This is a genomic window from Mycobacteroides chelonae CCUG 47445 (genome assembly GCF_001632805.1).
GTDB lineage: Bacteria > Actinomycetota > Actinomycetes > Mycobacteriales > Mycobacteriaceae > Mycobacterium > Mycobacterium chelonae.
Genome location: NZ_CP007220.1, coordinates 3,141,166 through 3,164,664 on the forward strand (window position 1 = coordinate 3,141,166; position 23,499 = coordinate 3,164,664).

Below are 23,499 nucleotides of genomic sequence, written 5' to 3' on the forward strand. Positions count from 1 at the left end.
CGAATGACACGGCTGTATTCCGGTCACCGAGCCCCCGCCACGACGAGCACCACGACACCGATCAACGCAAGTGTCTTGATGCACTCGACCGCGACATACGCCAGGTGCAGGCGGCTGCGCCCGGCGTACTCGACTCCGTCGCGAATCGCATTGGTTCGTCTCATCATGGCCGGCCGCACAACCACCAGCTGAACCGCCAGACAGGCACATGTGGCAAGAACCGCGGCGATGGTGGCCGCAGAGAGATCACCGGCCACCACCAGTAACACCAGGGCCGAGGCCACCACACCCTCCACCGCGTTCAGCGCACCGAACACCAGACGGCCTATCCCAAGCCCTATCTGAACGGTGACGCCCGGCGCCCTGAATTTCAGTGGCGCCTCGATGAACGAGATCGCCACCACCAAGCCCAACCAGAATGCGGCCAGTGCTGCCACCACGACGTCGATGCGTGTCATGACATAGCCGACGCCAAGGGCCCAAACAGCTCGTGATTGATCTGCTCCTGCGGAATCCCCAGAGACACCAGATCGTCATTGATGGCCGACATGAACGGCCGCGGGCCGCAGACGAACACCGTGGACAGTCGGTTCAGTGGCAGTCGATGCAGGCTCATACGGCCGACACCGTGCTCGGGGTGCTCCACATGTGCCCGTTCGTACCACGTGTGCAGTTGGCCGGCGGGCAGTCGGCCCACCAGATCCGCCAACTCGTGCCGGTAGGCGTGGGCGGCCGCCGACTGATCGGCGTGCAGGACCACAACCTCTCGCGGCGATTGGGTGGCCACGAGCTCTTGCAGCATCCCCATGATCGGCGTGCAGCCGATACCGGCGGAAACCAGGACCAGCGGATCCGCCGAATCGTCGAGAGTGAACTCGCCCATGGGCACCGAGACCCGCAGCTGTTGCCCCTCGAAGATGTTGTCGTAGATGAAGTTCGACACCTCACCCGCAGGGGTGCCGCCAGCGCTGATTCGTTTGACGGCAATACGCCAGCCACCCTCATGAGCGCCCCGGGACAAACTGTATTGACGAATCTGCCTGGCCCCGTCCGGCAAGGTAACTTGCACCGATATGTACTGCCCTGGAAGGAAGCTCGGCAGTTCTCCGAACACCGCGCGTAACTCGAACCCGGCCACATCCGCCGATTCAAGCTGGCGGCGTACCACCACAACCTGCCGCCACACATCGCCCGGCGCAACCCCCGCAGCGCCGTACAGGGCCTTCTCGCGCGCAATCAACTCATTGGCCATGAGCCAGTAGAACTCGCTCCAGGCCGCCGCGACCTCTTCGGTCACCGCGTCCCCCAACACTTCGGCGATCGCGGCGAACAGGTGCTCGTAGACGATCGGATACTGCTCGGCGACAATTCCCAGCGAGGCATGCTTGTGCGCGATCCTGTCCAGCACCGAATCGTATTGGGCACCATTGCCTTCCAACACCATCCCGGCGAATGACGCGATCGACGCAGCCAGCGCCTTCGGCTGCTCCCCCGCCGCCTGGTTGCCACGGTTGAACAGATCACGAAGCAGTTCGGGGTGCGCCGCGAACATCTTGGAGTAGAACAACGGTGTGATCTCGTCAATGGCCCCGGCAACCGCGGGGAGAGTTTGACGGATGACTGCCAGCGACTCTGCTGATAGCACGTGACTACTTCCTTTCCATTGTTGGACGGGCGATTTCGGCCACAGTCCACTGATCGAGCTCGGCGAAGAATGCCTCTTGCGCCGAGCGAAGCGCGTCGCGCAGGCGACAGTTGTGCCGAAGGGGGCAGGGCACCCCTCCCTCGCAGTCGATGACCTCGCCGTCGCGCTCCAACTTCCGGGCCAATGATCCGACCCGACGGTCGAGCCCGCCCTGCGTGATGCACACTCCCCCGTGGCGTCCGCGCGTGGACTCGATCGCACCCATTTCCGAAAGTCGGGCAACAACTTTCGTGGCGTGCGTATAGGACACACAGAGTTGGGCGGCAAGATCATCGGTGTGCAGCTGAACGCCCGGCCCTGCATTGGCCAGCCGCATGACGATGCGCAGACCCAGGTCGGTGAATCGCGTTAGTTGCACATAACTTGTATATGAGATGCAAGTTATGTGCCGATAGGGACTTTGGTCAGTACCTACGGGCTACTGAGTACTACTGCCGCTAGTTTTCGGCGTCTGCATCACTTCTGATGTCGATGCGCCATCCGGTCAGACGCGCGGCAAGCCTTGCGTTCTGCCCTTCTTTGCCGATGGCCAGAGAAAGCTGGAAGTCGGGGACGATCACGCGCGCAGCCTTACCCGCCTCATCGATGACCGATACCGACACCACCTTGGCGGGCGAGAGCGCATTCGCGACAAACCGCGCGGGATCCGGGTCGTAATCGATGATGTCGATCTTCTCGCCGGCAAGCTCGCTCATCACATTGCGCACGCGCTGGCCCATGGGGCCGATGCAGGCCCCCTTGGCGTTGAGTCCGGACACCTTCGAAGCCACCGCGATCTTGGACCGGTGCCCCGCCTCGCGGGCCACCGCGACAATCTCCACGGAACCGTCGCTGATCTCCGGGACCTCGAGCGAGAACAGCTTACGTACCAGATTCGGGTGCGTCCTGGACAAGGTGATCAACGGCTCACGCGCACCGCGAGACACTCCGACGACGTAGCAGCGCAACCGATCTCCGTGGCGATACTCCTCGCCCGGTACTTGTTCGGCCGCCGGGATCACACCTTCGGAGCCCTTCGTCTCACTGCCCATGCGAACCACGACAAGACCACGCGCGTTGGCCCGGGCGTCGCGCTGGATCACACCGCCGACAATCTCGCCCTCACGCGTGGAGAACTCGCCGAACTTGTGCTCGTTCTCCGCATCGCGCACACCCTGCTGGAACACCTGCCGCGCGGTGGTGGCCGCGATGCGGCCGAATCCTTCTGGCGTGGCATCCCACTCGGTGATGAGATTGCCGTCCTCGTCGGTCTCGCGAGCCAGCACGCGGACGACACCCGTCTTGCGATCGAGTTCGATACGCGCATTGGGTTCGTGGCCGTCGGTATGCCGGTAGGCCGTCAGGAGCGCCGACTTGATGATGTCAATCGCCTCGTCAACCGTGATGCCCTTATCGGCAGCCATCAGGTTTACCGCCGCGGGATCGATATTCATGCGCCACCTCCAGTTTCGGCTGCCCCAGCCAGATTGAGTTCTTGCGGGTTGGGTGTCGTGAACTCCACCTGCACCACCGCGCTCTCGATATCGGAGAACGCAAGATCACGCACGGTCCAGCCGGTGCCCTTGACGGGCTTACGCAGCACCACCTGTATCCCGTCATCGTTCGCGATGCCGATGCGGCCGAGTAGGTCTTCACCATCGGTGAGGCGAATCTGCGCCAGCCGACCATGTGCGCGTCGAAAATGCGTGGGAGTGGTCAACGGCCGGTCGACGCCGGGCGTGGTGATCTCCAGGTCGTATGCCTCCCAGCCGGTGTCCGCCTCGTCCAAGAGTCCCGATGCGGTCCGGCTCAGTGCGGCGACCGCGTCCAAGTCCACGGGAGAATCCGAGTCGACCACCACGGTGATGCGGGCGGGAACCGTGGCTTCGTTGACGACGACGCTCTCGATCTCGACGCCTGGCCGGGAGAACTCGGGACCCAGCAGCTCGATCACCTGGTCATCGGATGGCAGCCCCATGGCGATTGTGGCTCCTCATCTTGAGTTGTCGGGCGGTTCAGCTTGCACACACTAGTCGGACTCTCGTCCTGACCAGCACTCCACCTTACGCCCGGCGAGGGCTGTCATGCGCCAACCGCGCGCACTGGCAGGATGGGCGAATGCCCAGAAGCCTGTCGCGCCGCGACCTGTTGATCGGCGGGGCCGCACTCGGCGTCGCCGTCGTGGCCGCCGCGTGCCAGCAGGCACCCGACACCAAACCCGAGGTGGACGACCTGCTCACGCAGATCGACCTTGCGCAGCGCGATGCGGCATCGGCGTCCGCGGCGGCCACCGCCAATCCAGATGCGGCAGCCGCATTGATGGCTGTGGCGACAATCCGCCGCGCGCACGGCGTCGCGCTGACCAAGGAGCTCGCGCGCGTCCCGGGGGCGACCACGAACGCACCGACTTCCAGCACTACCACCGCACCGGTATCACCTCCGCAGGTCGATCAGGTCAAGTCCCAACTCAAGGACTCATCGCGATCGGCGATGGACCTGGCCACCAAATACAGCGGATACCGCGCAGGCCTGCTGGCCTCGATCAGCGCGGCATGCGCCTCGGCAGCCGAGGTCGATCTGCCATGACCACAACCGAGCCCACCCCGCAGCCGGCCTCGTCGTCCGACGACACCGCGTTGGCTGATGCCCTGGCCAACGAGCACGCGGCCATCTACGCGTACGGACTGGTGTCCGCGCACTCGGTGCCCGACAACAACTGGCTGGTCACCGAGTGCCTGATCGAGCACCGACAGTGCCGCGAGGAGTGCATCGCCAAATTGCGTGCCCGCTCCGTGCCCGCACCGGTGGCCGCCGCCGGTTACAAGATCCCGTTCCCGGTGACGAACCCCGCCGATGCCACGAAGCTGGCGCTGCAGCTCGAGGCGGACACCGCGGCGCGCTGGCGGGCAGTCGCCGAGCAGGCCGACAACGGTGACGATCGCGGATTCGCGGTGCGAATGCTCACCGAAAGCGCGATTCGCACGGCGCGGTGGCGGGTGGCCTCCGACATCACGCCTGCCAGTGTCGCGTTCCCCGGAGGGAACGAAAACTAAGCGAAGTGCTTCTGGGTGTCGCTGATCAGTCCCGACAACCCACGACGGATCACCGGCTTGAGGTGGCGGGTGAACCCGAGCGAGGGCTCGATGAAGAAGCTCCAGGTGAACAACGATCCCGTCGCGGTGCCCACCACCTCATAAAGCTCGCCGAAGCGCTTGGTGCCCGGAAAAGTCGCCGTCTCGACGGTGAACGCGTTGCGATACCGCTCGGGGCTCTCCTCCCACACGATGAACCGCTCGTGCACTGCCGCACCGGGGAGCGCGAGCCTGGCGGTGCGGGTGGAACCCACGCCATGCGGCGCCGGCGAAGTCCAGCTGATCTTGTTGATCGCCTTGCACCAATGCAGCGGGCTTTCGCCATTGAGTTCGGCCCACACCGTTGCCGCATCCTTGGGCAGGGGCGTGGAGAACGTGTACACGAAATCGCTTGTGTTGAAATCACTTTCGACCAGCGGGGCGAGCTTGAAGGACGGCATGACTATTACAATATCGCCTACCGAATCGCCGCCGTGACGGACGTCACTGCATCGGCCGCCGCAATGGACTGCGCCTCTCCGGTGAATCGGTTGCGCAGCTCGATGGTGCCGTCGGCCCAACCGCGGCCGATCACCACAATCCAGGGCACGCCGAGCAGCTCGGCGTCCTTGAACTTCACACCCGGTGAAGCCGTCCGATCGTCGAGCAGCACCTGATGACCCAGCCGATCCAGATCGGCGGCCAGCGCTTCGGCGCCGGCCCGCGCGGCCTCGTCCTTGTTCGCGATGACCACGTGCACATCGAACGGCGATACCGCGGCAGGCCATCGCAGTCCAAGCTCGTCGTGCTGCTGCTCGGCGACCACGGCCACCAGCCGCGAGACGCCGATACCGTAAGAACCCTGAGTGAGCCGCACGGGCTTGCCGTTCTCCCCGAGTACGTCCACGGTGAACGCGTCGGTGTACTTGCGGCCCAACTGGAAGATGTGGCCGATCTCGATTCCGCGTGCCGACACCAGCTGACCTGCGCCATCGGGTGAGGGATCGCCATCACGAACCTCGGCGGCCTCGATGGTGCCGTCAGGGGTGAAGTCACGGCCCGCGACGAGGTTAACCACATGCTTTCCGGGCTCGTCGGCGCCGGTGATCCAGCTGGTGCCCTCCACGACCCGCGGATCGACGAGGTAGCGAACACCGTTGGCGATCAATCCCTTCGGTCCGATGTAGCCGCGCACCAGGAAGGGGTGCTTGGCGAAGTCCGCATCACCGAGCAGCTCGTATTCGGCAGGCTCCAGCGCGGCACCGAGCCGCTTGTCATCGACCTCGCGGTCCCCGGGCACTCCGACGGCCAGCAGCTCCCACTCGCCACCGGGCTGACGCACCTTCAGCAGGATGTTCTTGAGGGTGTCGGCCGCCGTGACGGTCCCGCCGAGATCAGCCGAATTCGCCCAATCCACCAGCGTCGCGATGGTCGGGGTATCGCCCGTCTCGTACACGACGGCCTCAGGAAGGCCCTCCACAGACCGCGCGGACGGAGCCGGGGTGATCACGGCCTCGACGTTGGCGGCATAACCGGATTCCACGCACCGCACGAAAGTGTCTTCCCCGGTGGGGCTTTCAGCCAGGAACTCCTCGGACGCGCTACCACCCATGGCTCCCGAAGTGGCCGCGACAATCACGTAGTCCAGGCCCAGCCTGCCGAAGATCCGCTGGTACGCCTCGCGGTGTGCGTGGTAGGCCGTCTTGAGGCCGTCATCGGAGGTATCAAAGGAGTACGAGTCCTTCATCACGAATTCGCGACCGCGCAGGATGCCCGCGCGGGGACGCGCCTCGTCCCGGTACTTGGTCTGAACCTGGTAGAGGATGACCGGAAAATCCTTGTAGGAGCTGTACTCCCCCTTCACGGTGAGTGCGAACAACTCCTCGTGAGTGGGGCCGAGCATCATGTCGTTGTCGCGGCGGTCCTTGAGCCGGAACAGCGAGTCGCCGTACTCGGTCCACCGGTTGGTGGTCTCGTAGGGTGCGCGCGGAAGCAGAGCGGGCAGCAGGATCTCCTGACCGCCAATGGCGTTCATCTCTTCGCGGACGATGTTCTCGATCTTGCGAAGCACCCGAAGACCGAGCGGCAGCCAGCTGTAGACACCCGGGGCAATAGGGCGCACATAGCCCGCGCGGATGAGCAGCTTGTGGCTGGGAACCTCGGCGTCCGCCGGGTCGTCGCGCAGGGTGCGTACGAATAGCTCGGAGAGCCGGGTGATCATTGATGAGCCTCTCGGGCGAAGACCATGTTTTTCGTTGAGCCTCTCGGGCGAAGACCGTCAGTTACGGTTGCACAGCATATCGGCGCGCTGTCGCTGCCTCCGGCTAGCATCGAGCGCATGCGTGCGTGGGCGATCGTTCCGGCGGTGGCGATGTTCGGTTTGGGAGTCGCGGCACCGGCCGATGCCGCCCCGGCCACGGTCAAGTACTCGTTGTCGGCGATCGGAATCGGCAATGCCGACTTCACCGTCTCCTACCAAGACGGCAATCAGCTCCGCGAAGAGTCGGGACATACGTTCGCCGGGTACTACTGGGAACGCACGGTCAAGCTCAACGGAGCACCGCCAGTTCTTCGGGTGACCGCGGCCGGACCTCCGAGCATCTTCCGCATGTCGTGTCACATCACCGTCAATGACGGCATCCCCATCACCAACGGGCTGCTGTTCCGCGCCGGGGACTACACCCCGCAGGACTGCTAGACCGGCTGTTCTTCGTCCAGACCCTGATCGTGCGCGGTCTGTGCCTTCTGTGCGTGCGCGACGTCGGCTGCGGTGTAGCTGATGAACAGCGCCGCCACCCCGACCAGCACAGCGGTCCCGGCGATCCACAGCAGGCCGTAGGTGTAACCGTGATCGAGGGCGTGCAACTGCGCCTGGTTCATGTTCTGCACCGGCCCCTTGGCGCCGCCCAGGTAGAGCGTGCGCGAGGTGATGATCGCCTGGATGATCACCAGAACGATTGGGCCGCCAAGGTTTTGCAGCATGAGGGAGATCGCCGATAGCGGCCCGATGCGGTCGGCATCCACCCCGGTGATGGCCGAAAGGATCACCGGCACCACGATGGTGCCGATGCCGAGCCCGCCAACGAAGATGGCCATGGAGAAGTTCGGGAAGTAGGCGATGGTCCGGTCGATCGTCGAGCCGTAGAGCATCGCGGCGAACACCACGACTCCACCGCACAGGATCAGCACCCGGGGTGCCATTCGCGTGACAAGTTGGGACGACAAAGCCAAGCCGATTCCCATGCCGACAACGAATGGAATGGCGGAGATTCCGGTGCGCAGCGGGCTGTATTTCATCAGATCCTGCATGTACAGGCCGATGGTGATGGTCAGCGTGAACAGCACGCCGCCGGCCAGGAAGATCGCCGCGAAGGTGGCAACCCTGTTGCGGTCCTTGAACAGGCTGAGCGGCAGCACCGGGTTTTCCGCGGTGCGTTCCACGAGCAGGAAGGCGATCAGGAGCACGGCGGCGACGGCCAGCGACACGATCGTGTAGGGCGAGTCCCATCCGCGGTCGGGCCCCTGGGTGAAGCCGAACACCGCAGCGGTACAGCCGACGGTCGCCAACACCGATCCCGTGACGTCCAGCTTCATCGGTTCACGTTCGGTCTCGGTCAGTGATCGCACGGCTAGGTAGATCATCAGTGCCCCGGCGGGCACATTGATAAGGAACGCCAGTCGCCAGGACACCTCGGCCAACGCACCGCCGACAATCAGTCCGGCGATGGAGCCCACCCCCGTCATGGCACCGAACACCGCGACCGCCGCGGTGCGCAGCGGCCCCTTGGGGAAGGTGGTCGCGACCAACGCCAGCGCTGTCGGCGAGGCTACCGCCGCGCCCACTCCCTGGATGAGACGGAAAACGGCCAGACCGATGTCCTCTTGCGCGAGGCCCACCCCGATGGAGGCAAGGGTGAACAATGCGATGCCGCCGATGAAGACGCGCTTACGGCCGAAGGTGTCGCCAAGGCGTCCACCGAGCAACATCAGTCCACCAAAGGACAACATGTACGCGGTGATGACCCAGCTTCGGGTGGCATCGTTGAGGTGCAGCTCAGCCTGAATCTTGGGCAGCGTGACCACCGCTATGGTGCCGTCCATGGTGGCCAGAAACTGCATACCGGCGATCGCGATGACGGCATACAAGTAGTGCCGGGACGGCAGGAGTTCTCGCGCCTTTTGAGTGAGCTGCTCGACGCTGAGGGCAGGCATGCAGGACACCTTACCGTCCTCTTAACGTGCCCTTAGGTCACGAAGAGGCGCCATACGCAGCAACGGGGCCGATCACGATGATCGCGGGCGGCCTGATGCCCTGCGAGCGAATTCGTTCGGGCGCAGTAGCAAGGTCCGCGCGCAGCACGCGTTGCTCGTCAGTGGTGCCGTGTTGCACCACCAGCACGGGGGTATCCGCAGGTCGGCCACCCTCGATGAGGACCTTCGCAAACTGCTCGATGCGCTCGACGGCCATCAGCAACACGATGGTCCCCTTCAGGGCAGCAAGCGCGTCCCAATTCACTAACGATTCCGGATGTCCGGGTGCGACGTGTCCGCTGACGACCACGAACTCGTGGTTGACCGCGCGATGCGTGACCGGCACACCGGCCGCCGCGGGAACGGAGATCGCGCTGGTCACACCGGGTACCACGGTCACCGGCACACCCGCTTCGGCGCAGGCCAGGACTTCCTCGTAGCCGCGGGCGAAAACGAATGGGTCACCGCCCTTGAGACGGACGACAAACTTGCCTTCCTGCGCCCGTTCGATGAGTACCCGGTTGATCTCCTGCTGGGCCATCGCGCGGCCATAGGGGATCTTGGCGGCATCAATGACCTCGACATGGGGCCCCAGATCGGCAAGAAGCTCGGCGGGCGCGAGTCGGTCGGCGACGACCACATCGGCCTGCGCGAGGAGCCTGCGTCCGCGAACGGTAATGAGATCAGGATCACCCGGTCCCCCGCCGACAAGCGCGACGCCTTCGGGCTTCACGTCCGCGGTCTCGGTGATGAGCCCACGCTGCAGCGCCTCGTGGATGGCCGATCGCAGCGCCGCCGATCGCTTGTGTTGTCCACCGGTCAAGACACCGACGGCGATGCCGTCGTGATTGAAGGAGGCGGGGGTGACCGCGGTACCCTCCCGGGCGGAATCGGCCCGGACGCAGAAGATATGACGTCGTTCGGCTTCCGACACCACCGCGGCGTTGACGGCTGGGTCATCGGTGCAGGCGATGGCGTACCAAGCATCCTCGAGATCGCCGTCCTGGTACGGCCGCAGACTGAGGGTGATCGAGGCCATGCCTTCAACGGCCGGCGTGGCGCTGGGCGCGATCACGTGGACATCGGCACCGCTGGCGATCAGCAGCCCGAGACGCCGCTGCGCGACGGATCCGGCGCCGACGACCACGACCTTGCGTCCGGTGAGGCGGAGGCCGACGAGGTAGGCGTCATGAGTCACCGCGCGAGTTTACGTGGACGTGAATCACGCGGCTGGGTTAGCCGTGCTCTAATCGGTCCCAGTGCAACCGAATCGTATGCAACCAGCGGAGTTGGCCCAGGCCGCGATGACTGCTGCCCTCATGGGGGCGATCGCTGTGGTCTCTATCGTGCTGCCCGGCGCAGTGGTGTTCGCCTGGTTGGGAGCGGTCCCGATGGGAGTGCTGTGTTACCGGCATCGCATCCGGGTGGCGTTGGCCGCATGTGTCGCCGCCGGCCTCATCAGCTTTCTGATCGCGGGATTCGGCGGGCTGGTCTCGGCGCTCACATGTGCGTACATGGGTGCGATCGCCGGTCAGGTGCGGCGCCGGAATCGCGGCGCGGCAACAATGTTGGCTGTCGCCGCGCTGTGGGGTGTATTGGTCTCCTCCTTCTGTGTCGGGGTGTTCGCGGCCTTGAGGAATCTGCGCGAGGTTGTCCTGGGCGCGGTGTCCGCCAACGTCGGCGGGTTCGCGACGCTGTTGAGTGGCGTGCCGCTGCTCGGCCGCGCCGCAACGGGATTGGATCACGCCGTGCAGGGCTGGATCGTGCACTGGCCGTGGTTCTTCGGGGTCTCGGTGTGGCTCATCGTCATCTTCGGAACATCGTTCGGATGGCGGGTACTCACCCCGGTGCTGCGCAGACTTGAAGAAGTCACCGACCTGTCCTCGGTGGGAATGCTGCCCGCGGCACACGAGAGCACCCCGCCCAATCCGCTGCCGACCGTTCTCACTGGCGCGGGGTATCGGTACGCCGGAGCCGACCGGGATGCCCTGTCCGGAGTGAGCATGCGCGTCGATGTCGGCGAGCACATCGCGGTGACCGGAGCCAACGGCTCCGGCAAGTCCACCCTCATGCGTCTTCTCGCGGGCGTTCCTCCGACCACCGGCACCATCGAGCGTCCCGGCGGCGTGGGCCTGGGCCAGGTGGGCGGGACCGCGTTGGTCCTGCAACATCCGGAGAGCCAGGTGTTGGGATTGCGTGTGGCCGACGACATCGTGTGGGGGCTGCCGCACGATCGCGATATCGACATCGACGGTCTGCTCGACGAGGTGGGCCTGGGTGCGATGAGCGACCGGGACACCGCGGGTCTGTCCGGCGGAGAACTGCAGCGGCTGGCGGTCGCGTCGGCGCTGGCGCGCGAACCCGCGCTGCTCATCGCCGATGAGGTGACCACCATGGTCGACCACGACGGTCGGCAGACGCTCATCAATGTGCTCGACGGACTCACCACCCATCACCGTCTGGGACTGGTGCACATCACCCACTACCCGCAGGAGGCCGACGCCGCCGATCGTGTGGTGGCACTGGGCGGTATTGAGGTACGAGAAGGTCAGGAAGGCGCAGAACGCCCATCCCCTACCGAATCTATCGGTCGGGAAACGATTCTCGACGTGCAAGGAGTCTCGTTCGACTATGCGGCCGGTACGCCGTGGTCACAACCGGTGCTGCGCGATGTTTCACTGCAGGTTCGTTCCGGCGACGGGATACTGCTCTGCGGCGGCAACGGCTCCGGCAAGTCCACCCTGGCGTGGATCATGGCGGGCCTCCTGGAACCGTCAGCGGGCCAATGTCTTCTCGATGGCCGCCCCACCGCCGAACAGGTTGGCGCGGTCGCGTTGTGCTTCCAGGCCGCACGACTACAGCTGCTCCGGGGGAATGCAGGTGCCGCGGTGGCCGCACTCGCCGGGTACTCGGTCGCCGATACCGCGAGTATTGATCGCGCGCTGGCCTCGGTCAGCCTGGACCCGAGTATCGGTGGGGTGCTTATCGATCGGCTCAGTGGCGGGCAGCTACGGCGAGTCGCCCTGGCCGGACTGCTTGCCCGCTCGCCGCGCCTGCTGATTCTCGATGAGCCGCTGGCGGGTCTGGACGTTGATGCCCAAGCCGATCTCATCGATCTGCTGGTACGCATCCGCAACGGTGGTCAAGCCGTCGTCGTGATCTCCCACGACACCGACAGCCTCGCTCCATTGTGTCCCCGCACCATCCGTCTGGAACAGGGTGAGTTGGTGAACGCCGGATGAGCCAACGACGTCCATTGATGCTGATGCGGCCCGTTCCCGGGCCGTCGCCCATCCATGCACTGTGGGCCGGCACCAAACTCCTAGCCGTGCTGGCGATATCGGTGTTGCTGACCGTCATGCCGTCATGGACCGCGATCGGACTTGTCGCGCTGCTGATCCTCGTGACGGCGGGACTTGCCGGCATCTCCCCCAGATGTGTCCCGTCCGTCCCGCGGTGGGTGGGTCTGCTTGTGGTGGCGGGCAGCTTGTTCACGATCGTGAACGGTGGCGCGCCCGAGTTGACGTTCGGACCGGTCACCATCGGCATGGGCGGCTTCCTGGATTTCCTGCGCGTCACGTCGTTGGGGCTGGTTCTGATCGGGCTCGGCGCGGTGATCTCGTGGACGACACAGGTCGCCGATATCGCTCCCGCGGTGGCACTTTTGTGTCGTCCCCTGCGCATCTTGCGGGTGCCCGTCGACGATTGGGCAATCACCATTTCCCTGGCGTTCCGAATGTTTCCGATGCTGTCCGAGGAATTCCGACTGTTGGCGGCCGCGCGCAGGCTTCAACCACCGCAACCGGAGAAGCCCTCGCGGCGTGCGGAAGTCGTCGATCTGTGTACCGCAGCGATGGTCGTCTCGCTGCGCCGCGCCACCGAGATGGGTGACGCGATAACCGCACGAGGAGGCGCGGGACGGATCTCGGCGCACCCGATCTATCCGGGATGGCGTGATGTGGTCGCTGCGGCCGTGCTGATTAGTGTCGTCGTTCTGGCACTGACGCTAGGCTGACACCCGACCCGGAATCCCTTTTGCCCCAATGGTTTCTTGTGTCCCAAACCGGGAGATCTTGTCGGTGGGGATCACTATCATTCGAACATGGGTTCGATCGAGGTGTTGGAGGCGGCGGTTGATGCCTTCTGTGCTGAGTCGATCGATGAGCTGACCGCCGTCGAGGCGTTGACGATCATGGCGCGCCTGGAAGTGGTGCAGCGCCGGTTGTCGGCCCGGTGTGGGGGCTTGATTCCGAAGGTGATCACCCAAGCCTCACCGTTGCAGTTGGGTGGTACCTCGCACGCGGACGTCATGTCGCGGCGGCTGCATATCAGTAAGGGAGCGGCCCGGCGCCGCATCGCCGATGCCGAGCAGCTCGCCCCGCGCCGGGCAATCACCGGTGAGGTGCTGGCACCGCAGTTGCCGAATGTGGCTGGCGCCCTGGGGCGCGGCGATATCGGTGAGGAACACGTCCGGATCATCCGCAGCTTTTTTGACCGGTTGCCGGTGGTGGTGGACGGCCCGACCCGCGAGGCCGCCGAACAACAACTGGCCGACATGGCGGCACGGTTTCGGCCCGAACAACTGCGCGTGGGTGCTGAACGCATGATGGCCCTGTTGAATCCAGATGGAGAGTTCTCCGATGCGGATAGAGCCCGCCGTCGCGGGGTGACGATTGGGCAGCAGGGTTTTGATGGCATGTCCCCAATCACGGGACTACTGGATCCAGAAACCCGCGCCTACCTCGATGCGGTGCTCGCCAAACTCGCCGCCCCCGGCATGTGCAACCCGAGCGATCGAAGCCCTGTGGTCGATGGTGAACCCGTGCCAGACGCGGTCGACCATGACACTCGCAGCGATGCGCAACGCAACCACGACGCCTTCCGCACCTGCCTGCGCGCCGCCTTGGCCTCGGGGGAACTGGGGTCCCACCACGGCCTACCCGTCACCGTCGTGGTCACCACCACGCTGGCGGAATTGGAAGAGAGGGCCGGGATCGCGATCACCGGCGCCGGCACCCGGTTGCCGATGCGCGATCTGATCCGCATGGCCAGGCATGCCCACCACTACCTGAGCATTTTCGATGACGACGGCCGACCCCTGTATCTCGGCCGAACGAAGCGGATCGCTTCGTCAGATCAGCGCCTCGTGCTGCATGCCCGCGACCGTGGCTGCACCCACCCCGACTGCACAGTGCCCGGATACCTCTGCGAAGTCCACCACATCACCGAATGGGCCGACGGCGGAGACACCGACATCGACAACCTCACCCTCGCCTGCCCACCACACCACCGACTCCTGAGCCACGGCTGGACCACCCGAAAACATCCCGACGGCACCACTGAATGGATACCCCCACCACAACTGGAACTCAGCGGCATCACGCCCGCAGAATGCCGATCGTCCCCAGAATGAGAATGATCAGACCGAGGACTGCGACAATCAGCGCGACATCGATCCGTCGGCGTGACCGAACCCAGGTGTGCAAGGCCGTCACCATCTCGTATGTCCGCCCGGGCATCGCGGCATAACTCAGTAGCGGCAGCCCCACCATCGAGAAGGCCACCGCGTTGAAGAAAAGCAATGCCATGGACTGGACGGGCTGGGTGGCGCCCGAGGCATGGATGAGTGCGATCACCGCAAGAAAGTCCGCTGAGGGCAAGGCAATTCCCAGGCCGCTCACCCCCGCCACCCACAGCGAGTTGTTTTGCAGGAAACCGCGTACCCGCCTCGCAATCTTGTCCGCGAATCCCGTTCGCGGGGCACGCGGCGCAGCGGGAGGGCGCTGAACCGAAGCCGTAATGGCCAGCGCTGCCGCCACCACCAACGCGAGCACACCAAGCCCGACTTGGATATAGGGCCCAGACACGTCTGACTGCCCCATCGGCGATACCCGCAGCACGAACAGCAATGTCAGCCCCAGGCTCAACCCCATGACGAAGGCGCCGCACAGGAATACGAACAGCTGCAGCAGCGGCCTCGGCCTGTTCAGCATCAGGACGGTTAATCCCAACCGGGTCGGCTCAACGCTCACTCCAAGTGCCATCAACAAAACGATGGTCCACATGACTACCGCGCGGGCACAACGTCATTCTGCTGGCAGACCCGAGCGAATGTGGACTTCACCAGGTCTACGTAACGGGTGATCGACTCCCGTGCGATGGGGTTGTCCGGGTACGCGATCATCAGCGTGGTCTCCGTCGGGAATCGCGAGATGAAGATCGTCAGCTGATACACCGACTTGCTCTCCGCGTAGAGACCGATGGGATTGCTGACGAGCAGCGGGTTGGTGAACAACTGCGAAAGTGGCGGAGCGCCACCGTCGAAGAAGTTGATCATCGGGTGGTACGGCCGGGGCCAGCTCAATTCCGGCGCCAGTTCCAGGACCCGATAGAACGGAACGTTCACCAGCTGCCTACCGCGGTCAAAGGATTCCTGTGCCGCCACCGCGGCGGCGGTAAAGGTCCCGTCAACGGGCGCAGATATGGGCACAAGCCCGGTGAACCAGCCCGTCGTAAACATGTCCGCCTCATCGCGGGCGTCGCTCGGGGTGATTCCGTAATAGGTATCGGTACCGGTCAATTCACGTTCAGCGAATCCGAGAGCTGCGATCACCCCACCGATGAACCGCGCACCCGAATCGACACAGATCGACTCGAATGTAAGCGCCTGCTGCTCATCGAGCAGTTGCTCGGTGATGATCGAGGTGCCGCATGGCACTCCGTGATCGCCCAGTGGCAGTGGGAAATCCGGGAGGCTCCCGCCACTGCTCTCGGCGAATTGAATCCACTCGCGGACAGGTTCGGAATCGTGGGTCAACCCGGAAAGGAACTCATGCTGACGGATGCAGTAGTCGCCGTAGCTGCCTGCCGGCGGAAGCTCGATGGGGGCACCGCCCTGAACCAGGGCCTTGTATCCCATGAGGATCTCCATGATCAGCAGCCGCGCGAAGGTCGCATCCAGGTGCAGATGGTCCACGCTGAAGTAGAAGGTGAAATGTCCTGAACTCTGGACGATTCCGAAACGGAAGCAGTCCCACCGGAACGGATCCGGGGTTTCCGAAACCACCATCTCCCGCACCTCGTCGGAGGTCATCTCACCCAACTTGACCTGGACGAACTCCACGTCGGCCGGGTCGGCGATGGTGCGCCGAACGATGTTCTGCTCATCGTCGAGCGAGAACCAGCTCCGATACGTGTCGTGTCTCCTCAGGTGGGCATTGATCACATGACCCATGGCCCTCTTGTCGCACCGCCCCGGCATATCCAAGGTGAAGACGAGTACTCGCGAGAAGTCCAGACCCTTGGCCGCCTGCCGCAGATATGTGCGGAGATGCTGCACCTGCATGAAGCTCGGGGGGATCTCACTCACCGGCGCTTCAAGGGCCTTCGCGTACGACGCCGGCGAAGGCTGCCACGTGATCACCGATCCCGCAGACGGCTCCCACTTGTCGGTCAACGACACCGTTACTGGTCCACCACGCATTTCAATCCCCTTAAGACGAAGCGACTTCGGATTCCTGATCGGCCAACTTGTCGTACAGATGCGACGCCAAAGACCGCACTGTCGATACATCAGCCGGACCGATACGGACGCCGGTGTCCGCTTGGATACGGGTACGAATTTCGAGGTTGCCCAACGAGTCCAGGCCGTAGTCCGGAAGGGATCGGTCGGGATCGATCGATCGCCGGAGCACCAGACCCACCTGCTCGGCGACCAGTTTCCGGAGTCGGGTCGGCCACTCCTCACGCGGCAGCGCCTTGAGCTCATCGAGGAACTTGTTTGTCTCCGTTTGAGATTGACCCGCATCACGGAATGCCTGGGCAAACGGACTGCGTTCGACAAAGTCGGCCAGCCACGATATGCCTGCCATCGGCGCGTAGGCGGTGTACGCCCGGTTGTGCCGAAGCACGGTGTCGAAGGCGTAGGCACCCTCGTCCGGCAGGATCGCCGCATCCGAGTTCGCCAGGTGCGTGCCCTGCCCGATCTCCGACCAGGCACCCCAGGCGATGACGGTTGCCGGTAAGCCCTGGGCACGTCGCCAGTGCGTGAATCCGTCCAGCCAGCTGTTGGCCGCCGCGTAGGCACCCTGCCCCGGAGAGCCCACCAGCGCAGCGATCGAGGAGAACGAGCAGAACCAGTCCAGCGGTTGCTCCGCGGTGGCCTCGTGCAGATTCCAGGCGCCATGCACCTTGGGCCGCCAGTCTCCACGGTCGATCAGTTCGTCGGTGATGTTGGCGAGCGTGGCATCGTGCACCAGGGCCGCGGCATGCAGCACGCCGCGCACTGGCTTCCCGGTCTCCGTGGCTGCCGCCACCAGACGTTGTGACGTCTCCGGTTCGGCGATATCGCCAAGCACCACATCGATTTCGATGCCGGCGAGCCGGATCTGCTCAATGGCGTCCACAGCCTCGGGCTTCGGAGCGCTGCGACCGTTGAGGATGATCCGGCCGACCCCGGCAGCCGCCAGCTTCTTAGCCAGGAACAAGCCCAGCCCGCCGAGGCCACCGGTGATCACGTACGCACCCTCCCGGCGGAACGCAGGCGCATGCGACGCCGGGATCACCGCGTCGACCTCGCCCGCCTTGGGCAGGTCCAGAACGAGCTTTCCGGTATGTCCCGCAGCACCCATCACACGGATCGACTCGGCGGCGTCCTGCAATGGAGAGGACGAGATCTCCGGCAACGGCAGCACGCCCTCTGCCATCTGCCCGTACAGCGCTGTCAGGGTGCGGTAGATCGCTTGTGGCCGTGTCTTCGATACCAGGACAAGGTCGACGGCGTGGAACGACAGGTTCCGCCGGAAGGGAAACAGCCCCAGCCGGGTGTCGCCGTAGATGTCGCGCTTGCCGATCTCGATGAAGCGGCCACCGAAGGTCAGCAGTTCCACTCCGGCCCGTTGCGCGGCGCCGGTGAGCGAGTTGAGCACGATGTCCACGCCGTAGCCGTCGGTGTCGCGACGGATCAGGTCTGCGAATTCTGTACTCCGCGAGTCGTATACGTGCTTGATACCCCAGCTGCGCAACAATTCTCGCCGCTCTTCGCTGCCCGCGGTGGCGTAGATCTCGGCCCCCGCGGCACGGGCGATGGCAATCGCTGCCTGACCCACACCACCGGTACCGGAGTGGATCAACACCTTGTCCTCCGCGGAGATCCTGGCGAGTTCATGGAGCCCGTACCAGGCGGTGACATGAGCGCCCGGGACGGCTGCTGCCTCCCTATCGGGCACCTCGGCCGGGAGCGTCGCGGCAAGGTTGGCATCGACCACGACGAAGCTTCTCCAGGCGCCGGTCGGCGTCATGCCGCCCACGCGGTCACCCACCTGATGCTGGGTCACGCCCTCACCGATAGCCGTCACCACGCCCGCGAAATCGACACCAAGCTCCTGCCGGCCTTCGAAACTCGAGTATCGGCCGTATACGTTCAGCACGTCGGCGAAGTTGATGCTGGTGGCCGTGACCGAGACTTCGATCTGTCCCGGCCCGGGGGCCACCCGATCAAAGGCGACGAACCCGAGTGACTGCAGGTCGCCCGGCGTGCGGACTTCGAACCGCACACCCTCATTGTCCGGTGTCGCAACGGTGCTGCGCCAGTCGTCGGGGCCGAGCGGACCCAGGTTCAGGCGAGCCCGGTACCAGTGGTCGTCGCGCCATGCGGTCTCGTCCTCTTCCGACCCGGAAGCCAACTCGCCCGCCACGTTCTGGGCGGCGGTGTGGCCGTCCACATCGATGTGTGTGACACGCAGGTGTGGATATTCGGCGCCGATAACACGCACCAGCCCCCGCAATCCGGCCTGTTCCAGGTTGGTCACGTCGCCGTCGACAACCGTCTGAGCGTTGCGAGTCACCACGTACAGCCGTGGCGGCTCGCCCGGCAGGTCAACCAACTCTCGAGTTATCCGCACCAGATGCCGAACCTGATCGGCTCCTTGCAGGGCCACCCTGTCCGCACCTGCGGCGGCCCCGGGTGCGGTGACGACCAGCACACCGTCAAATCCGCCGGCCTCCAGCTGGTCGTACAGAAGCTTCAGTGCCGCAACACGATCGGTGTCTGGCCGCCACTGAATCAGTGCCACCTCACTGTTGCGCAGTTTCAGCGCATCGATCAGCTCCGACGCCCACGGGTCCACGGTTTCACCGGTGCTGACCAGCAGCCACCGGCGCGGCCCGCCCGATACTTCCTCGGGCAACCGCTGCTGCTGCCATTCGATGGCAAGCAGGCGGTTGTTGAGCAGCTGATCGCGCTGCTCGTCGTCGGAGGCGCCGGTACCGAATCGGAAGCCCCGCACGGCAACCAGCACGGCGCCGTTCCCGTCCAACAGATCGATATCGGCTTCCACCTCGTTGCCAATCACCTTGGTCACCCGGGTGTAGCAGTACTGCGTGGAACGCGCGGATTCGTAGGCGTGCAGACTGCGTACACCCTTGGGAAGCGGCAGCGCGTTCTTGCTGGCCGCCTGAACATCCGGCAGCGCGATGACAGATTGGAAGCACGCGTCCAGGAGCGCGGGGTGGACGATGTAACTGCCCTGTTGTGCCCGAACATCCCGAGGCAGTGCCACTTCCGCCAGCACCGACCTGACAGACTCGTCGCCGTGGTACGCGGAGACCAAGCCCTGGAAGGCCGGGCCGTACTGCACTCCCCGCTCGTCGAACGACTCTCGTAACTCGTCGCCCGTCGCGCTGTGCGGGTGCTCCGCCCGTAGCGCGGCTAGGTCGTAAGCCACGGGAACATCGGCCTCGTCACCGCTACCCAAGACCGCTGTGGCGCGCTTGACTGTCTCACCTTCGTCGTGAGTATCCACCACGAACTCGAGTACATCGGCAGACTTCGCCGTGGCCGTAGCCGATATCGGCGTCGCCTCCCCCAAGGTCAGCAGCTGTTCGAACGAAATGTCCTGTACCACTGAACCTTCACCGAATACGGCAGCAGAGGCCGACAGCGCCATCTCACAGTATGCAGCGCCCGGGTACACCGCCACATGGCGAACCTGATGGTCCGCGATCCAGGGCTGCGCCTCGGTGCCAACATCGGCCTGCCAGATGTGGCGTACAGGTTCCTCGGTGAGTCGCACATATGCGCCGAGCAGCGGGTGGACGGCAACGGTATGGCTGCTCTGGCCCTGCGCCTGCGCGGAAAGATCCAACAGGTACGACTGGCGGGTCCAGCTCGGCAGCGGCACGTCCACGAGGGCGCCCGCTGGGTAGAGCACCGAGAAGTCCACCGCGCCACCGGCCGTATAGACGTCTCCCACAAAGTCGCGAAGCCCATGCGGCAGCTCCTGCTCGCGGCGCATACCGGCAAGGGCCACCATGGGGATGTCGAGGCTGCGTGCGGTCTGTTCGGCGGGGTACACCAGCAACGGGTGTGGTGCCAGCTCACCGAAAACGCGGTACCCGTCGTCCAGCGCCGCTTGCACTGCCGCCGCGAACCGTACCGTGTGACGCAGGTTGTCCACCCAGTAATCCGCATCCATGACAGGCTTTTCGCGCGGGTCGAAGGAGACCGAAGAATACAGCGGGACAACGGGTGTCCGCGGTGAAAGATCTTCGAGGGCATCGGCAAGATCGTCCAGAATCGGGTCCACCTGCGGTGAGTGCGACGCAACGTCGACGGCCACCTCACGGGCCATCAATCCGCGATCGGACCACTCCGCGATGAGCTGACGCACTGTCTCGGTAGCACCGCCGACAACCGTCGACTGCGGCGACGCGACCACCGCCAGGACCACATCGTCGATCTCCCGATCGGCCAGTTCCGCGACCACCTGCTGAGCCGGCAGGTCGACGGAAGCCATGGCGCCGGCTCCCGAGATATGCAGCATCAACTTCGAACGACGGCAGATCACCTTGACACCGTCTTCCAACGACAGGGCCTCAGAGACAACCGCGGCTGCCACCTCGCCCATCGAATGCCCGATGACCGCTCCGGGCTTCACCCCGTACGAAGCCATGGCGGCAGCCAATGACACCTGCATGGCGAACAACGTCGGCTGAACCCGGTCGATACCCGTGACCGTCTCCGGCGCCGAGATAGCCTCGCTCACCGAGAATCCGGACTCCGCCTGGATCAGTGGCTCGAGGCGGGCGATGGTCGCGGCGAATACCGGTTCCTTACCAAGCAATTCGGCACCCATGGCCGCCCATTGCGAACCTTGACCGGAGAAGAGCCAGACCGGGCCGCGGTCATCCTCGGCAACCGCCGCCTGATATGGGGCCTCGTCACCGGCAACCTCGCGGAGCCCGGCCACTAGTTCGTTGACGTCGTTGGCCACCACGGTGGTGCGCACCGGCCGGTGCGCCCTGCGACGTGCCAGGGTGTATCCCACGTCCCCGATCGGGACATCGGCACCTTCAGAGAGCCAGTCGGCCAATCTGCCCGCAGTCCGGCGCAACTCGTCGGCAGACGTCGAAGACACCGGGAAAATCAGCTGCGATCCCAGGGGCGATTCCACGCTGGTTTCCGCAGACACGGCGGGCGGAGCCTGTTCCACCACAGCGTGGACGTTGGAACCTGACATTCCGTATGCCGATACCCCGGCGCGCCGCGGGCCCTCGATGTTCTCGGGCCATGGGATAACCGATTGCGGCACAAAAAGGTTCGTTGTGACACCGGCAAGCTTGTTGGGAATCCCGGTGAAATGCAGGTTTGGCGGAATCACGCCATGCTCCACCGCGAGAATGATCTTCATCAGTCCCAGCGCACCGGCCGCCGACATCGTGTGCCCAAAGTTGGTCTTCACCGACCCCACGGCGCAGGGTCCCTCGACTCCATAGACCTGCGCCAGACCCGTGTACTCGATGGGATCACCCACGGGTGTGCCCGTACCGTGCGCCTCGATGAGTCCGACGGTGCTGGCGTCCACACCGGCAGCCGCCAGTGCGGTACGGCATGCGGCCGCCTGCGCGTCCGAGGACGGAGTTGACTGATTCACTGTGCGCCCATCCTGATTCGACGCCGTGCCCCGCACGATCGCCAGAATCCGGTCCCCGTCTCGCACCGCATCGTCCAGCCGCTTCAGCAGAATCATGACGCAGCCCTCAGACATCACGAAACCGTCTGCCTCGCCGGTGAATGTGTGGCAGCGCCCGGTCGGAGAGAGCATGCGCTGCTGCGAGGCACCGACATACCTGCGGGGTTCCAAGACCAGGTTGACACCGCCGGCGAGCACGAGATCACTTTCGCCCGCCGCCAGGCTCTGACATCCCATATGCACAGTCGCCAATCCCGCTGCACACCCGGCGTCGACCGTCAATGACGGCCCATGCACACCCAGGGCGTAAGAGATGCGCCCCGACGCCATGCAGAAGTTTGTACCCGCGAATCCGTAGGGACCTCCGAGATCCGCCGCGTCCGCGGCCACCAACTGATAGTCGTTGTGGGTCACTCCCACGAACACTCCGGTCTGCGAGCCAGCAAGGGTCCGCGGATTGAGTCCCGCATGTTCCACTGCCTGCCAAGATGTTTCGAGCAAAACACGATGCTGAGGATCGATCGAGACGGCCTCACGCTCGTTGATGCTGAAAAAGTCCGCATCGAAGCCGCCAACGTCATCCAGGAAGGCCCCCCACTTGGAAGGCGACTTGCCGGGCACGCCGGACTCGGGGTCGTAGTACTCACTCAGGTCCCAGCGCGCAGGGGGCACCTCAGTAACGAAGTCCTCACCGCGCAGCAGCGCCTCCCAGAACTGTTCGGGCGACTCGATCCCACCCGGAAGCCGGCACCCCAACCCGATAACTGCAACTGGGGTCACAGACGCGTTTTTCATCTTGCTACGTCCTCCTCGCGCACGACAATCTGCCTGTTGGTAGAACCGGAGACAACTAGCAGTAGAACCCGACAAGGCTAAAGATAGGGTGCGCGAAAGGAATTCGCGACTCGGGAGATCAGGATCACAGCGCCTCGGCCGAAACTGTGAGAAGACATCGCACATTGACTACTTTTAGACCCCTACCCCGTTCCCCATTAACAGCCCATTGATAGTCGGGAAACAAGAAATTCACAAATATTTTCATGCTCATAATTGTTTGCCATTAAAGCCGGTCAACACTCCATCTAGCTGCCTAAATGCCACAACATAGAGGCTATCAAGTGTTGCCATACGCCAGCATTTCGAGAACATTTAACCCGACCTTCTCTATGAAATATTTATGCAATTTACTCACCGTGAGCCTAAATTCATCGCTTCCCCTATCAATCAAGATCCAGGCGAGCTTTGGGCAGAAATCGATGCATACTTGCCATTAGTTTTGTGACTGGTGAGGTGGCCGGGCATCCACCGGCGTCGGGCAGAAACGCTCGTGACAAGGCGCGACGCGACCGCGGCGCGGGGTCCGAGCGGGCAACGGAAAATCATGGCGCCCCAAAGGTCGCCATAGTTAGCTCACTCGTGTCGCGCCCCGAACGGAACTGCGGTACCGTCCCGACCATCATGCGGAACTCCAGTTCCGTGTAGGGCAAAGATGCCCGTCTCGACCAACTGCGGCAGTTCCACA

18 protein-coding genes are annotated in these 23,499 nt (G+C 64.3%); 6 read left to right on the top strand and 12 right to left on the bottom strand.

The genetic code is table 11. The features are described 5' to 3' along the window. Positions 1-23: 23 nt before the first annotated feature. From BB28_RS15510 to rimP, 5 genes are all read right to left on the bottom strand, one after another. Complete coding sequence (locus BB28_RS15510; protein WP_046254139.1) at positions 24-458, bottom strand: hypothetical protein; 435 nt, start codon at positions 456-458, stop codon at positions 24-26. After that, positions 455-1,645, bottom strand: coding sequence for a globin domain-containing protein (locus BB28_RS15515; protein ID WP_046254140.1), 1,191 nt, complete (start codon positions 1,643-1,645; stop codon positions 455-457). Before BB28_RS15515 ends, BB28_RS15510 begins: the two co-directional genes overlap by 4 nt. Before the next feature lie 4 nt (positions 1,646-1,649). Next, a complete protein-coding gene (locus BB28_RS15520; protein WP_046254141.1) occupies positions 1,650-2,063 on the bottom strand; it encodes an RrF2 family transcriptional regulator in 414 nt (137 codons plus the stop codon). Positions 2,064-2,142: 79 nt separating this feature from the next. Then, complete coding sequence (gene nusA / locus BB28_RS15525; protein ID WP_030093948.1) at positions 2,143-3,138, bottom strand: transcription termination factor NusA; 996 nt, start codon at positions 3,136-3,138, stop codon at positions 2,143-2,145. Then, positions 3,135-3,662 carry a ribosome maturation factor RimP gene (gene rimP / locus BB28_RS15530; protein WP_046254142.1) on the bottom strand — a complete coding sequence of 176 codons (528 nt, stop codon included), beginning with the start codon at positions 3,660-3,662 and terminating at the stop codon, positions 3,135-3,137. The genes nusA and rimP overlap by 4 nt, the downstream gene beginning before the upstream one ends. A 140-nt stretch (positions 3,663-3,802) precedes the next feature. Here rimP and BB28_RS15535 point away from each other — a divergent pair, with 140 nt between their 5' ends. Next, on the top strand, positions 3,803-4,270 hold the full coding sequence (locus tag BB28_RS15535) for a hypothetical protein (RefSeq protein WP_046254143.1): 468 nt from the start codon (positions 3,803-3,805) through the stop codon (positions 4,268-4,270). Beyond that, positions 4,267-4,737: a ferritin-like domain-containing protein gene (locus BB28_RS15540; RefSeq protein ID WP_046254144.1), complete on the top strand. Its 471-nt coding sequence runs from the start codon at positions 4,267-4,269 to the stop codon at positions 4,735-4,737. The genes BB28_RS15535 and BB28_RS15540 overlap by 4 nt, the downstream gene beginning before the upstream one ends. Here the strand turns inward: BB28_RS15540 and BB28_RS15545 are convergent. Further along, positions 4,734-5,222, bottom strand: coding sequence for an SRPBCC family protein (locus tag BB28_RS15545; protein WP_046255883.1), 489 nt, complete (start codon positions 5,220-5,222; stop codon positions 4,734-4,736). The genes BB28_RS15540 and BB28_RS15545 overlap by 4 nt on opposite strands. Before the next feature lie 11 nt (positions 5,223-5,233). After that, the gene (locus tag BB28_RS15550) at positions 5,234-6,976 is read right to left on the bottom strand and encodes a proline--tRNA ligase (protein WP_046254145.1); all 1,743 of its coding nucleotides are present in this window, start codon (positions 6,974-6,976) and stop codon (positions 5,234-5,236) included. A 117-nt stretch (positions 6,977-7,093) separates the two neighbouring features. Here BB28_RS15550 and BB28_RS15555 point away from each other — a divergent pair, with 117 nt between their 5' ends. Then, positions 7,094-7,453 (top strand): hypothetical protein, encoded by a 360-nt coding sequence (locus BB28_RS15555; RefSeq protein WP_046254146.1) that lies wholly within the window; start codon positions 7,094-7,096, stop codon positions 7,451-7,453. Here BB28_RS15555 and BB28_RS15560 read toward each other — a convergent pair. Then, positions 7,450-8,967 (bottom strand): MFS transporter, encoded by a 1,518-nt coding sequence (locus BB28_RS15560; RefSeq protein WP_046254147.1) that lies wholly within the window; start codon positions 8,965-8,967, stop codon positions 7,450-7,452. The two genes, BB28_RS15555 and BB28_RS15560, sit on opposite strands and share 4 nt — an antisense overlap. 37 nt (positions 8,968-9,004) lie before the next feature. Next, positions 9,005-10,204, bottom strand: a complete 1,200-nt coding sequence (gene cobA, locus BB28_RS15565) for a uroporphyrinogen-III C-methyltransferase (RefSeq protein ID WP_046254148.1) — start codon at positions 10,202-10,204, stop codon at positions 9,005-9,007. Between the two features lie 76 nt (positions 10,205-10,280). On the opposite strand from cobA, the gene BB28_RS15570 reads away from it, so the two are divergent. The 3 genes from BB28_RS15570 (at position 10,281) to BB28_RS15580 (ending at position 14,419) form a co-directional block, all read left to right on the top strand. Further along, positions 10,281-12,248, top strand: coding sequence for an ABC transporter ATP-binding protein (locus BB28_RS15570; RefSeq protein WP_046254149.1), 1,968 nt, complete (start codon positions 10,281-10,283; stop codon positions 12,246-12,248). After that, entirely contained in the window at positions 12,245-13,021 is a 777-nt protein-coding gene (locus BB28_RS15575; protein WP_046254150.1) for an energy-coupling factor transporter transmembrane component T family protein, read from the top strand. The genes BB28_RS15570 and BB28_RS15575 overlap by 4 nt, the downstream gene beginning before the upstream one ends. 87 nt (positions 13,022-13,108) lie before the next feature. Next, positions 13,109-14,419, top strand: coding sequence for an HNH endonuclease signature motif containing protein (locus tag BB28_RS15580; RefSeq protein WP_046254151.1), 1,311 nt, complete (start codon positions 13,109-13,111; stop codon positions 14,417-14,419). Here BB28_RS15580 and BB28_RS15585 read toward each other — a convergent pair. The 3 genes from BB28_RS15585 to pks2 are packed head-to-tail and all read right to left on the bottom strand — an operon-like array spanning position 14,385 to position 22,772. Continuing rightward, positions 14,385-15,071 (bottom strand): GAP family protein, encoded by a 687-nt coding sequence (locus BB28_RS15585; protein ID WP_046254152.1) that lies wholly within the window; start codon positions 15,069-15,071, stop codon positions 14,385-14,387. The genes BB28_RS15580 and BB28_RS15585 overlap by 35 nt on opposite strands. A 2-nt stretch (positions 15,072-15,073) precedes the next feature. Beyond that, positions 15,074-16,489 (bottom strand): condensation domain-containing protein, encoded by a 1,416-nt coding sequence (locus BB28_RS15590; RefSeq protein ID WP_046254153.1) that lies wholly within the window; start codon positions 16,487-16,489, stop codon positions 15,074-15,076. A 10-nt stretch (positions 16,490-16,499) separates the two neighbouring features. Continuing rightward, complete coding sequence (gene pks2 / locus BB28_RS15595) at positions 16,500-22,772, bottom strand: sulfolipid-1 biosynthesis phthioceranic/hydroxyphthioceranic acid synthase (protein WP_046254154.1); 6,273 nt, start codon at positions 22,770-22,772, stop codon at positions 16,500-16,502. Between the last annotated feature and the right edge of the window lie 727 nt (positions 22,773-23,499).